Source organism: Pseudomonas abyssi (assembly GCF_002307495.1).
Taxonomy (GTDB): Bacteria; Pseudomonadota; Gammaproteobacteria; order Pseudomonadales; family Pseudomonadaceae; genus Halopseudomonas; species Halopseudomonas abyssi.
This window is the reverse complement of sequence record NZ_NTMR01000030.1, coordinates 1-16,221: the sequence shown is the minus strand read 5'-3', so window position 1 is coordinate 16,221 and position 16,221 is coordinate 1. Positions and strand designations below refer to the sequence as shown.

At 60.5% G+C, this 16,221-nt stretch carries 14 protein-coding genes and 1 pseudogene; 2 read left to right on the top strand and 13 right to left on the bottom strand.

The annotated features are described in order from the left end of the window. Position 1 precedes the first annotated feature (1 nt). Together purN and CNQ84_RS18450 are read left to right on the top strand one after the other, a co-directional pair. Complete coding sequence (gene purN / locus CNQ84_RS18455) at positions 2–661, top strand: phosphoribosylglycinamide formyltransferase (protein WP_096006271.1); 660 nt, start codon at positions 2–4, stop codon at positions 659–661. 10 nt (positions 662–671) lie between these two features. After that, a complete protein-coding gene (locus CNQ84_RS18450) occupies positions 672–1,433 on the top strand; it encodes a DUF3108 domain-containing protein (protein ID WP_096006270.1) in 762 nt (253 codons plus the stop codon). 120 nt (positions 1,434–1,553) lie between these two features. Here CNQ84_RS18450 and CNQ84_RS18445 read toward each other — a convergent pair whose 3' ends face one another. The 13 genes and pseudogenes from CNQ84_RS18445 to CNQ84_RS18385 all read right to left on the bottom strand — a co-directional run. Then, on the bottom strand, positions 1,554–2,777 hold the full coding sequence (locus CNQ84_RS18445) for a 3-hydroxyacyl-CoA dehydrogenase (RefSeq protein WP_096006309.1): 1,224 nt from the start codon (positions 2,775–2,777) through the stop codon (positions 1,554–1,556). 152 nt (positions 2,778–2,929) lie between these two features. Continuing rightward, positions 2,930–4,267, bottom strand: a complete 1,338-nt coding sequence (locus CNQ84_RS18440; RefSeq protein ID WP_096006269.1) for a tetratricopeptide repeat protein — start codon at positions 4,265–4,267, stop codon at positions 2,930–2,932. Positions 4,268–4,365: 98 nt separating this feature from the next. Next, a complete protein-coding gene (locus CNQ84_RS18435; protein ID WP_096006268.1) occupies positions 4,366–4,854 on the bottom strand; it encodes a winged helix-turn-helix transcriptional regulator in 489 nt (162 codons plus the stop codon). Between the two features lie 109 nt (positions 4,855–4,963). Then, the gene (locus CNQ84_RS18430; RefSeq protein WP_096006267.1) at positions 4,964–5,935 is read right to left on the bottom strand and encodes an NAD(P)H-dependent flavin oxidoreductase; all 972 of its coding nucleotides are present in this window, start codon (positions 5,933–5,935) and stop codon (positions 4,964–4,966) included. Between the two features lie 162 nt (positions 5,936–6,097). After that, a complete protein-coding gene (locus CNQ84_RS18425) occupies positions 6,098–6,703 on the bottom strand; it encodes a hypothetical protein (RefSeq protein WP_133065922.1) in 606 nt (201 codons plus the stop codon). Between the two features lie 128 nt (positions 6,704–6,831). After that, positions 6,832–8,061, bottom strand: a complete 1,230-nt coding sequence (locus tag CNQ84_RS18420; protein ID WP_096006265.1) for an alanine racemase — start codon at positions 8,059–8,061, stop codon at positions 6,832–6,834. Further along, positions 8,058–9,350 carry a D-arabinono-1,4-lactone oxidase gene (locus tag CNQ84_RS18415; protein ID WP_096006264.1) on the bottom strand — a complete coding sequence of 431 codons (1,293 nt, stop codon included), beginning with the start codon at positions 9,348–9,350 and terminating at the stop codon, positions 8,058–8,060. The genes CNQ84_RS18420 and CNQ84_RS18415 overlap by 4 nt, the downstream gene beginning before the upstream one ends. Before the next feature lie 245 nt (positions 9,351–9,595). Next, positions 9,596–10,498 carry a carbamate kinase gene (arcC, locus tag CNQ84_RS18410; protein WP_096006263.1) on the bottom strand — a complete coding sequence of 301 codons (903 nt, stop codon included), beginning with the start codon at positions 10,496–10,498 and terminating at the stop codon, positions 9,596–9,598. A gap of 1 nt (position 10,499) precedes the next feature. Further along, entirely contained in the window at positions 10,500–11,501 is a 1,002-nt protein-coding gene (argF, locus tag CNQ84_RS18405; RefSeq protein WP_096006262.1) for an ornithine carbamoyltransferase, read from the bottom strand. 21 nt (positions 11,502–11,522) lie between these two features. Then, positions 11,523–12,758 (bottom strand): arginine deiminase, encoded by a 1,236-nt coding sequence (locus CNQ84_RS18400; protein ID WP_217350126.1) that lies wholly within the window; start codon positions 12,756–12,758, stop codon positions 11,523–11,525. A 26-nt stretch (positions 12,759–12,784) separates the two neighbouring features. Further along, on the bottom strand, positions 12,785–14,233 hold the full coding sequence (locus tag CNQ84_RS18395) for a YfcC family protein (RefSeq protein WP_096006261.1): 1,449 nt from the start codon (positions 14,231–14,233) through the stop codon (positions 12,785–12,787). 561 nt (positions 14,234–14,794) lie between these two features. Further along, a pseudogene (locus CNQ84_RS18390) lies at positions 14,795–16,008 on the bottom strand (IS3 family transposase). Between the two features lie 62 nt (positions 16,009–16,070). Further along, positions 16,071–16,221 (bottom strand): transposase domain-containing protein (locus CNQ84_RS18385; protein WP_133065921.1); only part of this gene is annotated, 151 nt, incomplete at its 5' end.

Genomic DNA, 16,221 nt, shown 5'->3' with positions numbered 1-16,221 from the left:
GGTGAGCTGCCGTGTTGTCGTTCTGATCTCCGGATCAGGCAGTAATCTGCAGGCAGTTCTGGACGACCTGGCCGGTGCCGACGCACCGGCCGAGGTTGTCGCCGTCATTTCCAACAAAGCCGAGGCCTACGGCCTTGAGCGGGCCCGCAGCGCAGGTATCGAAACCCGCGCGCTGGACCATCGCTGCTTCGCTGATCGCGCCGCCTACGACCAGGCTCTGATCGAACAGATCGACGCCTTTGCCCCTGATCTGGTCCTACTGGCGGGCTTTATGCGCATTCTGACCGCCACCTTCGTGACACATTTTCATGGCAGGTTGTTGAACATTCATCCGTCCCTGTTGCCGAAGTACAAAGGTCTGCAGACCCACCAACGGGCACTGGACGCAGGCGATGCCGAACACGGCGCCAGCATCCACTTTGTGACCGAAGAGCTGGACGGCGGCCCTCTGGTGCTCCAGGGGCGTGTAGTGGTTCATCCCGACGACGACGCTGACAGCCTGGCGAAGCGGGTACAGCAACAGGAACATCGGCTGTATCCGCTGGTGGTACGCTGGTTCGCCAGTGGCCGACTGCGCCTGATTAACGGACTGGCCAGCCTGGACGGCAAGCCGATTCCATCCGGTGGACTAAGACTGGAAACCATTGAATCCAGCATGTGAGACACAAAAGATGCACGCCAACCTCAGATCGCGCACTACCCGCTTTTTCATCGCCCCTCTGGCGACACTGGCACTAACCCTCGCCGCCGGCGGCGCCAGCGCACTTGAACTAACCCCTTTCAGCGCCAGCTACGCCGCCGACATGAAGAACATTCCGGTCAACGGCGAAGCAGTCCACAGCCTGCAGCAGAACGCTGACGGCAGTTGGCAACTCTCGTTCAGTGCCAGCATGTTTGTAGCGCGCCTGACAGAGCAAAGCAGCCTGCAGGTTGTTGATGAGCAAATTCGCCCTCTAAGCTACCACTACGAACGGCGTGGCCTTGGCCGCGGCAAGGAAATCACCCAGCAGTTCGACTGGCAGCAAGGTCAAGTCAACGGTCAGTACAAAGACGAAGCCTTCAGCCTGCCGACCGAACCCGGCCTGCTGGACAAAACCACCTACCAGCTCGCTCTGCAGGCCGACCTGGCAGCGGGGAAACAAGACATGCGCTACCGCGTAGTGGATGGCGACGAGGTAGAGGAATACCACTTCCGCGTCGTTGGCGAAGACCGGGTGACCACCCGTGTAGGCCAGTTTGACGCCGTGGAGGTAGAGCGTATCCGCGAGCCCGACGCCAAGCGCGAAACCACCCTCTGGTTTGCCAAGGACTGGAACTACCTGCTGGTACGCCTGAGCCAGACCGAAACCGACGGCCAGCACTATCAGATCATGCTCAAGGAAGCGAGCATGGACGGTCAGCCGGTCAGCGGCATTCCGGTGAAGGGCGACTGAAGCAGCCGTTGAGGCGCGGAACGCCGCGCCCAGTAAAGCGATGAAAAAAAACCGCCGCACAGGCTGACTGTGCGGCGGTTTTTTATGGCGTTGCCCGCAGCGATGCGGGCAACTGAGCTATCACGCCTTGGTGAAGCGACCACCTGCTTCGGCCAGCTTGACCAGACCGGCAGCGGGAGTCCAGAACTCGCCACGCTCAGCTTCCAGCGCGCGGATCTCAGCCAGCACCTTGTCCAGGCCCAGGCTGTCGGCGTAGGCCATCGGGCCACCGCGCTCGGCCGGGAAGCCGTAGCCAAAGCGATAAACGCGATCGATGTCCTCGGCAGACTCGGCATAGCCTTCGTCCAGAATACGTGCACCTTCATTTACCAGCGCCAGGATGCAGCGGGTAACGATCTCGTCGGAGGACACGTCACGGGCGGTGTAACCGGCTTCTTCAGCCACTTCACGGGCCATCATGTCGGTTTCCGGATCGTGGATGGCCTGACGGCTGCCCGCTTCGTACTTGTAGAAACCGTGACCACTCTTCTGACCGAAGCGCTCCATTTCGCACAGCTTGTTGTCCAGCCATACGATCGGCTCACCACGGCCGACGCCGGCCAGCTGACGGGAGCGCCAGCCCAGGTCAACACCTACTACGTCGTACATGCGGTAGGGGCCCATGGCCATGCCGAAGCCCTGCAGCGCCTGGTCAACTTCCCATGGGGTGGCGCCTTCCAGTACCACTTCGCGCGACTGGCGGGAGTATTTTTCCAGCATGCGGTTGCCGATAAAGCCGTGGCAGTTACCCGCCAGCACCGCTTCTTTACCAATCTTCTTGCCAACAGCCAGACAGGCGTCCATGACATCCTGGGCGGTAGCCTTGCCGCGCACCACTTCCAGCAGCTTCATGATGTGCGCCGGGCTGAAGAAGTGCAGACCCAGAACCTGGGTCGGACGCTGGGTCGCAGAGGCGATTTCGTCGATGTCCAGGTAGGAGGTATTGGTCGCCAGGATGGCGGACGGCTTAACCGCCTTGTCCAGCTCGGTAAAGATCTTCTTCTTCAGATCCATGTTCTCGTAAACGGCTTCAACCACCAGGTCCAGGTCAGCCAGGTCGGCGTATTCCTGAGTGGTGCTGATGCGGTTCAGACGAGCTTGAGCTTCGGCGTCGTCAAAACGCTCCTGGGCGACCGAACGCTTGTACACCGCAGCGATTTCAACCTTGCCTTTTTCCAGCATTTCGCCGTTAACGTCCAGCCAGGTGACCGGATAACCGGCGTTGACGAAGTTCATCACGATACCGCGACCCATGGTGCCAGCGCCGATCACGCCAACCTTCTTGATATCCTCAAACGCAGCCATCGCAGCCACCTCCAATTCAAATGACAAAACGGAAAATTGCTTGCCGGCGACCATGCGGTCACAGGCGGGGTCCGATACAGTACGCAAATTGCGCGCGGATTGGACCCCGTTCACACTGATACAGTGCATTCACACGATGAATAAGGTGGCACTCACAGCGTCGGCAGCGGTTCACCCAGCTGCCACTCGGAGGCTGCACGCTGCGCGCGCTTGACCTCAGAGGCAGACAGGTCCTCGGCCACGATGTCGCGCGCGTTGCGCGCGCCTTCCACACCCTGGCCGGCACACAGAGCAAACAGCATATAAGCCATCGGCGTGTTAACCGGCGTCCCTTCGCCGTTCATATGCATGATCGCCAGGTTGAACATGGCGTTGCCTTCGCCCTGACTGGCTGCCTTGCCGTACCAGTGAATGGCCAGCTGGTTATCTTCCGGCGTACCCTCGCCCTCATCGTGCATGATGGCCAGGTTGTACTGCGCATTCACCTCGCCCTGCTCGGCAGCTGCCGTATACCAGCGAATGGCCGCCTGGTTGTCCTCCGGCGTACCCTCACCCTCGTCATACATCAGCGCCAGGTTGTATTGCGCACTGGCATGGCCCTGCTCGGCTGCAAAGGTGTACCAGTTGATGGCTTCGGCGTCATCTACCTTGGTGCCTTCGCCTTCGTCGTACATCAGCGCCAGGTTGTACTGGGCATCGGCGTGGCCCTGCTCGGCCGCCTTGCGATACCACTCGATGGCACGGCGGTCATCCACCGGCATGCCCTCTCCTTCGTCATACATAATGGCCAGGTTGTACTGTGCAGAGGCATCGCCCTGCTCAGCAGCGGCGGTGTACCAGCGGACCGCCTCACGGTCATCCAGCGCCACGCCCTCACCGTGATCATAGAGCAGCGCCAGGTTGTACTGCGCGTCGGCGTGGCCCTGTTGGGCAGCTTTCAGGTAATACTCGGCGGCGCGTGTGTCGTTGACCGGCACCCCTTCACCCTCGTCGTACATGATCGCCAGGTTGTACTGCGCGTCGGCATGGCCAAGCTCTGCCGCGCGCTGATACCAGTCAATGGCCTTGAGGTCATCAACCGGTACGCCTTCACCTTCGTCGTACATCAACGCCAGGTTGAACTGCGCCGCAGCATGGCCCTGCTCGGCAGCGCGGGTGTAATACTCGACGGCCTTGAGGTCGTCCAGCTCAACACCCTCGCCCATGTCATACATGTAGGCCACCGAGAACTCGGCAGCGGCGTCGCCCTGTTCTGCTGCCTCGCTGTACAGCTCGAATGCCTTGACGTAATCCTGCTCGACGCCATCACCATCGTAGTAACGTTGCGCCAGTTCACGCTGAGCCGCAGCGTCGCCGCCCAGGGCCTGTTTAACCCACTGGGTAAGCTGACCACTCAGATCGGCGCGCTTTTCGTACTCGGGGGCTGCCTGCAGCGGCATGGATAACAAGACACCAGTCAAACCCAGTGCCAGCAAAGAGGGTGCTCTCATGAAAACCTTCCCTGTAATGGTGAAAACGCCGCGCAACGCGCGGCAGGGGTGCAAAATGATACCCCACTGAGACCAAATGCCCAGCCTTGAGCCTCGGATTACTCGCTTACGGCGACATCTTCGCCAACCAGTTCACGGACATAGCCATCGGCACCGGGCCCGGCGACCGCCTGTACTTCCCAGGCTTTGAGCGGCTGCCCCGTGGCCGACAACACCTCAGCGCCGCGGATCGGTGCACCGGTGGCCTTTTCCAACAGCCGCAAGCGGTCTCCCTTGCCATTGGGGCGCCACTTCTCACCCCACTGCATCAGGCTGATGATCACCGGGTACAGATCCAGCCCGGCGGCGGTCAAACGGTACTCGAAAGAACGGCCATCGGCCGCCGAGGGGACTTTCTGCAGCACGCCAGCCTCGGTGAGCTTTTTCAACCGGGCACTGAGCACGCTGCTGGAGATGTCCAGCTGACGCTGGAAGGCATCAAAGGTACGCATGCCGTGAAAGGCATTGCGCAAAATAAGCAGCGACCACCATTCACCGATGATCTCGGCGGTTTTAACAACACTGCAATCGATGTGGCTGGTCGGCATGACGACTCCAAATGACCACCGCCCGGCAACGCCGGGCGGTGGCAAAACCCAAGAACACGCTGATCAATTCCGCTCACCCTGAAGGCCTACAGAATCAATCGGCACATCCTCACAGCATGGACTGCAGACGCTCGCGAATGATGCCTTCGGCCTGCTTCATGATGCGCTCGATCAGGTCTTCACAGCTCGGGATGTCGTGAATCAGGCCGGCGACCATACCGCAGGACCAGGCGCCCAGATCCATCTCGCCGTTTTGCATGATGCGCGGGTACACGCCGGCCACTTCATCGATGATGTCGGCAAAGGTCAGCTTATCGCCCAGCGCCTTCTCCTTCTCGACAATGCGCTCAACCGCCGCGTTGTTCAGTACACGCTCGGTGTTGCGCAGCGGACGCATGACCAGACGGGTGTCCAGCTCGGAGGCAGCAACGATGGCCTGCTTCACATTCTCGTGCACCGGCGCTTCCTTGGTGGCGATAAAGCGCGTGCCCATGTTCATGCCCTCGGCGCCCAGCGCCATGGCCGATACCAGCGAGCGGCCGTCGGCCATGCCACCGGACGCAACGAAGGGGATTTCCAGCTCTTCGGCCGCACGCGGCAGCAGAATCATGTTCGGGATGTCATCTTCACCCGGGTGACCGCCACACTCGAAGCCGTCAACGGAAACGGCATCGCAACCGATGGACTGGGCTTTCAGCGAGTGACGCACGGAGGTGCACTTGTGGATGACCTTGATGCCGGCATCTTTCAGCGCGGGCATGTATTCCTGCGGGCTGCGGCCTGCCGTCTCGACAATCTTCACACCGCCCTTGACGATCGCCTCGATGTAGCCCGGGTAGTCCGGGGCGTTGACGGTCGGCAGGAAGGTCAGGTTGACGGCGAACGGTTTATCGGTCAGCTCCCGGCATTTGGCAATTTCGTTGGCCAGGTCAGCCGGGGTTTTCTGGGTCAGACCGGTGATGGTGCCCAGACCGCCAGCGTTGGAGACAGCGGCAGCCAGCTCGGCAAAGCCCACCCAGTGCATGCCGCCCTGAATAATCGGGTGCTCAATGCCAAACAGTTCTGTAATGCGTGTTTTCACGTTGATTTCGCCTCTTGCGGGGAGTGTGACAGGTCGAGCTGGTCGACCCGCTTTTTAGCTTCGGATAGAGAAGCTAAATTTATCCGGCGCGAAAAGCAAGCCGTCCCCTGCCCGCCTGGCGCGTCGATATACCCTGCAAGAAGCCTCCCGAATACCTCGCTACTACAATCTGAACCCGCTATGTGCATGGCAGTACATCCGTTGCCGGGCAGACGCCAGGCGCGTGCCATCCCCGCAACGCTCGGCCAGCCAGGCCCTGGCGCCCTTGCGGCAGGTGCGGTATTCAATGGAGCCACGGCGATAGTTGCGGCAGAAACTGCTGTTATTGATGACGCCATTGCGATACTCGTAGCGGGTTTGCCAGCGGCTGCGCTTGCGCCGCGCATCCACCCATTCAAAACGGGCATCACCGCTACCACTCAGACCAGCCCGCGGCCGCTCACGACGCGCGGACGCCGCAGGTAACCGGGGTACATGGGCCGACTCCATGATGTTGTCCGGCGCCCGCGCCTCATAGTTGCGGTCATTGAAAACCGTCTGCCGAGGGGGTGGAGCGGCGCTAAGCTCGGCTTCAGCCGACTCCCGCAACATGCTATTGACGATGGCATCGTAGTCCGGTGCCGTAACAATCGGCTCCGGCGCTGCCAGCGGCTGCGTGCTGATCGCCGGCACAGGCGCGGCGACAGGCACAGCCGCCCAGTAACGCTCCCAACCCCAGAACGCTCCCACACATCCTAACAACAGCAATAACCATCGAGTGCTATCCATGCTACCTCCGGCCCCAAGCAAATCCTGGAGGCAGAGTGCAAAAAAGACCCGCGCCACACCATCGCCACAGGCCACGCGCGTGATCCGGCGCAAAAATCGCGAAGCTAATTGCTGTAAACCAGAGAGCGTTAGATGTCGGCAAACACGGGCCATCGCTCGACCACCTGCCCGCCACGGACAGCCAGCAGATCGCCAAACTGCAGCAGCACCGCCTCGCTCTGCGTAGGGCGCATGAACACCAGATCATCCACCTGCAGCGCCGTATCCGTCGGCGCCAGCAAGACTTGCTGATTGGAGCTGGTGCCGTACAAACCACTCGCCGTCAGCCCGGCGGGTGAGACGGGTTCAGCCAGCCAGTTGCCGCCGTAGATAAACAGCGCCTGTTTACCGCGCCCGGCCAGCCGCGAGATGGCTGCTGGCAGCCGCCCTGCGCCGGGCAGCGTGAAGGCACCTGCCGCCTTGAGCACCGGCGTGGCAATGAACAGAGCGGGTAGATGCCCGGCCAGGCTTGGCAGATCAAAGTGCGTGGGTTTGAGCAGCCCGCTGCCGAGCGCCAGCTCGTTGCTGACCTGCTCCTGATCGTGCAGTCGATAGGTCGGGCTGCCGGCAGTGTTCAGCGTCAGCGGTGGCTGGCCGTCTGCGGCCACCGCCTGGGCCCAGAGCGCCGGCGCCTCACGCTGCACCTGCTCCACTCGAGCCTGGTACGTCGCCATCGCCTGCGCCAGCAGCCGTTCGGGCGCGCCAAACAGACGTGGCAGCATCGCCACGTGCGGCTCGTAGCCCATGAAACCGGTAAAGCGCAGATGCTGCGGGTGCTGCGCTAGCAACCGCAGCATGGCGCGCAGCATCACCGCGCCCGCCTCCCCTTCGGGAATGCCGCCACGATGCAGACCTACATCCAGCTCCAGATTTATATTCAGCCGAATCCCGCGCCGCTGCGCCAGCGCCAGATACTGCTGCAGCCGCTCAGGTGTATCGATCAGCCATTGCAGTTGCCGCTGCGGATCAAAGGGCCCGGAATACTGCTCGTAAAATCGCCCAGCCAGCGCTACCGGCATGGGCTTGCCCAGCAGGATGTCGGCATCCGGCCAGTGCTGGGCGTCGAGATTGAGAAAGGGTTGATGAAACGACATTAACCGCCGGGTACCTGCTCGCCGGGCAATATAATCAAGCAGTTGGAGCGACGGCAGCGACTTCTCCACCAGCCGCAGCGCCTTGCCGGTCTGCGTGGCAAAGGCCACCGCCTGATCAATATTGTGATCCAGTCGATCCAGATCGACGATCAGCCGCGGCAGCAGCTCACCCTCCGCCTGCAGCGCAGCCTGAAGCCTGCTGAAATAGGCATCATGCGTACTCATGGCAGCACCAGCAGCGTGCGCAAGTGATCGTTGAGCATCCGCCCTTGCGGGTCCAGTTGCTCACGTACGCGGCGAGCGTCATCCCAGCGCGGATACAGCTCCGCCAGTCGCACCGCATCCAGCGAATGCAGCTTGCCCCAATGGGGCCGCCCGCCGTACTTCCAGAAAATGGGCTCGACCAGATCAAACAGCGGGCGGTAATCCGTGCAGACATGCTGGTGAATCGAGATGGACGCGCTGTCACGCCCGTAGAACGGCGACAGCCAAGCCTCATCTGCCGCCACCGTGCGGTATTCCAGCGGAAACAACGTGCGCAGCGACGAGCGTTGCACCGTCGCCAGCACCTCTTCGACACATTCAAGCCCGCGTGCCAACGGCAGCTCGTATTCCATTTCGTTGAAGCGCGACGCCCGCGGGCTAGGGAAAACCTGGTAGGAGCGCCCGACTCGACGCACCTCCGAGTGCAGCGCGGTCAGGAGCCGCTGCATCAACGCATCTGCGCCTGCCACGCCATGGGCAATCCGTGAGGTGATATCGAGCACCCTGTCGACCGGCAGATTGAAACGGGGCTGTGGGGTCGGCGGCTCGGTTGACTCATTCAGCACCTTCACGACAGCCTTGTCGGTGCGGAAAAACGCCCAAAACTCGGCGTGGCGGTTATCCCGCGCAAGCCCCTCAAAACAATTCAGCACCTCAGCCTGCGGCAGCAGGTACTCACGCTCGGCCAGGTGATAATTGGGGCGGTTTTGCAGGGTGATCCGGGTGATCACGCCCAGCGCCCCGAGCGAGGTTGCCCCCGCCTGCAGAATGTCCGCATTGTGCGCGGAATCAGCGTCGATCACCTCACCGCTCGGCGTCACCAGCCGCAATCCACGCACCAGTGCAGAGAACGACCCCAAACCCAGCCCGGTGCCATGAGTAGAGGTGCCGCACGCCCCTGCCAGCGACTGCGCATCAATATCGCCCTGATTGATCAGCCCCTGGCCGAGCGGCCAGAGCAACGGGCCCAACGCGTGCAACGGCGTGCCCGCCATCGCGGTGGCGGTCAGCCGTTCCGCGTCGTGGGAGACCAGCCCGTTCATACCCTCGAGGGAAACCAGATGCTCTGCCGTTTTGCACAGCGCACTGAACGAATGCCCCGCCCCGGTCACCCGCACTTCACCGCTCGAGCCCTGCAACAGCGCAGCCAGCTCGTCCTCGCTACCCGGACGCCACCAGCGCCCAGGCATCGCACGCTGCGACCCTGACCAGTTGCGCCATTCACCCTGCGAACTCACAACCGCCGCCATACCCACTCCTTGTCATTGGGCCCGGACCAATCCGGGGACGCGGTACACTGCCGCGACAACCTGATCATTGCGCGAGACGGCGACAGGAACAAGGGTAAATACTGAGGTAGAAAGCGTCAGCACAGGTGAATGATTCGCTGACTCGGTGCGACGCATAGGATTATCCCGAGGGTAACCAGAGCACAAAAAAAGGACCTTGGCTTGCGCCAAGGCCCTCTTTGTTTGACGGAGTAGCCCTGTTACGGTCAGCCGATTCGCGTCCCGGCGCTCCCACGCAGAATGCTTGACGCATCCTCCAGCCGGCCGATGGCGGCGATCTTGCCGGTTCCTGCGAACCGCGCGGCGGCCTTTGCCTTTGGCAACATCGAGCCCGCCGGCAGGCTGATGTGGTCGAGATCATCCACGCTCAGAGCACTCACCCGTTGGGCCTGATGCGTGCCAAAATCGCGATAGACCGCATCAACATCGGTCAGCAACAGCAGTGCATCGGCGCCTATCTGCTCTGCCAGCAAGGCACTGGCCGCGTCCTTGTCGATCACCGCCTCTACGCCAACCAGGCTGCCGTCAGGCTTACGCACCACGGGAATACCGCCGCCACCTGCGCAGATGACAATCACCTCGTTACGCAGCAGTATCTTCAGCACCGACAGGTCCGGAATTTCAAGCGGCGCCGGCGACGGAACCACCCGACGCCACTTGTCACCATCCTGCGCGATAGACCAGTTGGCAGCAGCTGCCCTGCGCTCGGCCTCGGCTTTGTCGTATACCGGCCCGACAAACTTGGTCGGTTTTTGAAACGCCGAGTCAGCGATATCCACTACCACCTGGGTCAGCAAGGTCGCGACCGGCTTGTGATGGTCGATGGCATTTTCCAGCTCCTGCTCGATCATGTAGCCGATCATGCCTTCGGTCTCGGCGCCCAGCACATCAAGCGGGTCAGCACCAGAAGGTCGATAGGCTGCGCCCTGCAAGGCCAGCAAGCCAACCTGCGGGCCATTACCATGGGTAATCACCAGTTGATGGCCTTCCCTGACCAGTTCAGCCAGCGCGGCAGCAGCCTTGTTGACATTGGCCCGCTGAGTCTCTGCGGTCATGGCTTCACCCCGCTTGAGCAGGGCATTGCCACCCAGGGCGACGACGATAAGCATGCTAGCCTCCTAGTGTGGCGACCAGAACCGCTTTGATGGTGTGCATGCGGTTCTCTGCCTGGTCGAATACGATAGATGCCGGACTCTCAAATACCTCTTCCGTCACTTCCATCGAGTCGAGCCCGAATTCGCGCTGAATTTCCGCCCCAACCTCTGTTTCAGCGTTGTGAAAGGCAGGAAGACAATGCATGAAGCAGGCGCGCGGGTTACCCGTCTTCGCCATCACCTCGCGGGTCACCTGATAGGGTTTGAGCAACCTGATACGCTCTGCCCACTTTTCCTTCGCCTCGCCCATGGACACCCATACGTCGGTGTAGACAAAATCCACACCCTGCACAGCCTCATCAACGCTCTCAGTCAGCGTGATGCGCGCACCGGTCTGCTCGGCGATCTCACGCGCCTCGCGCTGAACGTCCTCTACCGGCCAGCAGGCAAGAGGCGCACACAGCCGCACATCCATCCCCATTTTGGCGCCGCCGATCAGCAGGCTGTCGCCCATGTTGTTGCCCGCATCGCCGAGAAAGGCGTAGGCAACCTGATGCAGAGGCTTATCGACATGTTCCTGCATGGTCAGGAAGTCGGCCAGAATCTGGGTCGGATGAAACTCGTCAGTCAGCCCGTTGTAAACCGGCACGCCGGAGTAATCGGCCAGGGTCTGCACCACCTCTTGGCCAAACCCCCGGTACTCGATAGCGTCATAGATTCGGCCAAGCACGCGCGCGGTGTCTTTCACCGTTTCCTTGTGGCCAATATGGTTGCCGGAGGGGCCAAGATAAGTGACTCGGGCCCCTTGGTCGTAGGCGGCGACCTCGAACCCGACTCGGGTTCGAGTGGAGCTCTTTTCAAAAATGAGCGCGATATCCTTGCCCTGCAAACCCGGTTGCTCGGTGCCAGCGTATTTTGCTGCCTTGAGATCGGCTGCCAACTTCAACAGAAAGGCTATCTCTTTCGGCGTAAAGTCGCGCAGCGTCAGAAAGCTGCGGTTTTTCAGATTAAATGCCATAACTCTTGTCTCCTGTGTTGTTCACGCCGGGTCACGCGCCGTTGGGCAGCTCATGCAATGTCCGCCACCACGGCCACGGCCAAGCTCGGCCCCAGGAATCTCTAGCACCTCGATACCCGCCGCTTTCAGCTCAGCGTTGGTATCGTCATTACGGTCGTAGCCGATGACTACGCCGGGGCGAATCGCCAGCACGTTGTTGCCATCATTCCACTGTTCACGTGCGCGCTCCTCCTCGGTAGCGCCACCGGTAGGCACGATGTGCAGTTTGTTGTAGCCGAGCACCTCGGCCACAATCTCGAAGATCGGCCGCGGGTCCTGGCGAAAATCAAGCGCCCCTTCAGCGTTACCTGGGCGTATGTCGTAACACACCAGTTCATCCGCCACTTCCTTAAAGGTTGTCACTACGTCGCCGCCGCACAGGGTAAATACGGTATCCAGATGCATGGCCGAACGGGATTTGGGTATGCGGAAAGCCAGCACGCGCTCGACCACACCTTTGGCGAACAGGGCCTGCGCCAACTGACCGACCGCTTGCGGCGAGGAACGCTCGCCCATTCCAACCAATACCGTGTTGTTGCCGACCGGCATAATGTCGCCACCCTCAAGGGTCGCCAGGCCATGGTCGACCGTCGGGTCCCCCCAGTGGATATTGGTGCGGCCGGCAAAGTTCGGGTGGAACTTGTAAATGGCGGTATTCAGCAGAGTCTCCGGGCGGCGGGCATTCCAGTACATGGGATTGACCACCACGCCGTCATAGATCCAGGCACTGTTATCCCGGGTAAAGAGCGCGTTGGGTAGCGGCGGCAACACAAAGCCGTGGTGCCCGATGTAACTGCCGAACAGCCCCGAAGGCTCAAATGGCAGCTCCTCTACCGTCAAGCCACCGAGCAGGTGCGTCGCCAGCAGCTCACTCGGAATCTCTGTCATCCAGCTGGTCAGCTCCGCTTTCGCACCCACGCCTACCTGGTCTGCGGTAATACGGTGATCGAGCACCCAGCTGCGCGCCTCGGCATTATCGAGGGTTTCTGCCAGTAGGGTGTTGACGTCCAACACCTCCACCCCTTCGTTGCGCATCGCCTGGGTAAAGACGTCGTGATCCTTTTGAGCCTGCTTTACCCAAAACACATCATCAAACAGCAACTCCTGGCAGTTACCAGGGGTCAAGCGACGGTGCGCCAAACCAGGCCGGCAGACTACTACCTGACGCAGACGCCCCGTTTCAGAATGCACACCAAGCTCTTGTACAGACATATCCATTTCTCCCTATTCCATTGGTGAAACGCTCAAAGCAGGGTGGAAATGCTCAGAACGACGGTTATGAACAGGATCAAAATAAGCAAAAGAGGCCAGATGAAAGCCAGCCAGCGGTCATAGGAAACCCGGCCAATGGCAAGCCCGCCAACCACGACGGCAAATGTCGGATTGATGAAGTTCACCAGCCCGTTTGCGGACTGATAGGCAGTTACGACGAGGTCGCGTCCTACGCCTGCGAAATCGGCCAGAGGAGCAAGAATGGGCATGGACAGCACGGCCAGTCCGGAAGACGAAGGCACCAGAAAACTCATAGCCGCCTCAATCCAGAACATCAGATTGACGAAAGCCAACCCGCCAACCCCGTCCAGCGCCTGCGCTGCGCTGTGCAGCATGGTGTCTGCGATCAGGCCGTTTTCCATGATCACCACAATCCCGCGCGCCAACCCGACAACCAATGCCACGCCCAGCAGCTCTCTGGCGCCGTCAACAAAATGGTTGGTGAGGCCCTTCTCGCCCAGGCGCGCAATCACGCCGATCACGATTGCAGACCCGAGGAACAGCGCGCCCATCTGCGCCATCCACCAGCCTTGCGATGAAACGCCCCAGATCATCACCGCGAAGGTCAGCGCAAACAGCACCAGCACCACCGACTGAATGCCGGTCAGGTGATCACTATGCTCCTCGGCCGCCTGACGCTTGAGGAAAAAGGCCTTGTGCTCCTCAAGCCGCTTGGCCACCGCCGACCTGGACGGGTCCTGTTTGACGCGATGGGCATACGCCATCACGTAGGCGATGCAGATCACCAGCCCGCCGAGCAGAATCACGAACCGGGGGATAATCCCGTCAGTGAACGGAATACCCGCCGCATTAGCCGCAATGACCGTCGCGAAAGGGTTGATTGTCGAGCCAAGCACGCCAATGCCGGCACCGACCAGAATGATCGCCACACCGGTAACCGAGTCATACCCGGCCGCCATCATCACGGGTATCAGCAAGGCATAGAACGCCAGCGTCTCCTCAGCCATGCCATAGGTCGTACCACCAATGGCAAACAGGCTCATGAGTATCGGGATCATCCAGATCTCGTGGCCCTTCAGATGCACCATCGCCGACCGGATGCCCGTATCAATGGCGCCCGTGGCGTTCACTACCCCGAGAAAGCCACCCAGAAACAGCACGAACAGCGCCACATCAATCGCGTTGGCCGCATAACTGTCCGGATCATAGAAACCCGCGCCGGGCGCCAGCATCACCTCGACGATGCCCTGCGGATTCGGCTCAACTTCATGGTAAGTCCCGGCAACCGCCACCTCACGCCCAACCGCCTCGTTCATCTCGCGGTCAAACTTGCCTGCCGGCATGATCCAGGTGAGACCGGCCATCAGAATGATAAGAAGGAAAAGAATCGAATACGCGGTAGGAAAACGGGAAGCCAGATCCTGGCTCTTATCTTTCTCTAGCTCGGGTGCACTGTCCATTGGACACCTCCAGAAGAATGAAGCCCTGTCCGTATTCACCCCTGACGCGACGCCTATAAACAGGTGAATTCGTTGCAACAACCTTGATCAGTCCAAACGCCGGTTATCGACGCCTATGAATGTATCAGCAACGAGACATAGGCTAGTTGACGCACATCATTTTTTGAGAATTATTTCCAACTTGTCTTGGTCTCACTCTTCCAGAAACAGCTAGTGCTCGTGGCTAGGCAATAGACAAGGCCCTGTGCGATCGCGCTGATCATTTCGTCATAAGAGGGGTACGTTTTGCGCTATAGGAAGATCGGGGACGCATAGTCATGCACAATGCTTGGCAACCCACGGAGAGCGTTAAGGCGTGGTATGTTCGACAAGTTATCGACATATTCTAGGGCCTAAAAAGAAAAACCCCTGAAATCTCAATGAAATCAGTGGTTTGCTATCACGCCTGGCGGAGAGGAATTACTCGGCTCGGCTAAGCCAGTCTCGGGTCGAACTGTTAGGGCTCTCGTCCGTCTTTTCACCGCATGTCTAGTCCTGGAATAGGTTGACACCTATTTTGTCTCAGAACGCCCGATGCACCGCATCGGGCGTTTTGTATTTCAGGGCCAGATGAGGCCGCCCCCGGTTATAAATCTCCACCGACTCATCAACCATCATGCGGGCCTGCTCCAAGTTCCCCGGTCGTACCAACAAGAATTCCGTCTTCAGGATGCCGTTCACCCGCTCCGCCAGGGCGTTTTGATAGCAGTCGTAGCCGTCGGTCATTGAGCATTGGATGCCGTGCTGCTGGTGCAACGCCTGGTAGCTGTCGCAGCAGTACTGAGCGCCGCGATCAGAGTGGTGGATCAGGGGCAGGCTTCCCGGGCGCTCCCGCAGAGCCTTGCGCAACGCCTGTTCCACCTCCTCGCTGCGCAGGCTCTCATGCACATGATGGCCCACGATTTTGCGGGAGTAGGCATCCGTCACCAGACTCACGTAGCTCATTCCAGAGCGCGTCGGCAGGTAGGTGATATCCGCCACCCAGACCTGATTCGGCCGCCTGGCAACCACTTGCTCCGGGCCCGGCTTGAGCAGGTTCGGGTGACGCCGGAAGCGGTGATGGCTGTGCGTGGTCTTGTGGTAGGCCCGCCGCCGGGGTACCAGTAGACGCCGCGCCCGAAGCACTTGGAACAGGTGATCACGCCCAAGGTGGAGAGCCCGGTCCGCTTGCTCATGGAGAAGGTAATGCAACTTGCGAGCGCCAATGCGAGGCTGGCAGCGGCGAATCGCCCGGACACAGTCCACCACCCGCTGCTCACGAGCCTCCCTGGCATGCTCCGCTCTCTGGGCCTGATACCAGGCCTGGCGGCTGATGCCCAGGAGATGACAGGCCCTGCTGACGGTCAATCCGGCAACGCGTCTTTGCGTGAGGACTTGCCGGGCCGCTTTTTTACCGTCACCCCGTAGTACTTCTCCATGACATCGACCACGGCTTCGAAGAACTCGGCCTTCTGTTCAACCAGACGCAGCTTCTCCTCAAGCTCCTTGATCCGCTGTTCCGGGGTAGGTGGGGACTTCGGCACGGTAGGGCTCCGACTCGCACGGTGGGAGGTGCCAGGACACCAGTCCTGGTCGCCATATCGACGTAACCACTTTAGTACCGTCGAGCGGCCCTGAATACCGTAGCGGGCCTGGGCCTGCTTATAGGTCAGCTCACCGCGCTCCACCTCGTCCACCACCGCCTGTTTAAAGGCCAGGGTGTAATCCCGCTGCGTGCGCTTAATCCTTTGATTCATCACGTTCTCCCGAAATCAGGGCTGGAACGTGGTAAGCGTACGGGGAATACACCTTGCGCCGATCAGCCCGGCATCCACTGATGCGGTAGCAGTTGGCCGACCTCGCTAGCCTTCTGCGTCGGCAGTCGGGTGAGTACATCCTTGAGATAGGCGTACGGATCGTGGCCATTCATGCGAGCGGACTGGATCAGACTCATGATCGCTGCAGCCCGT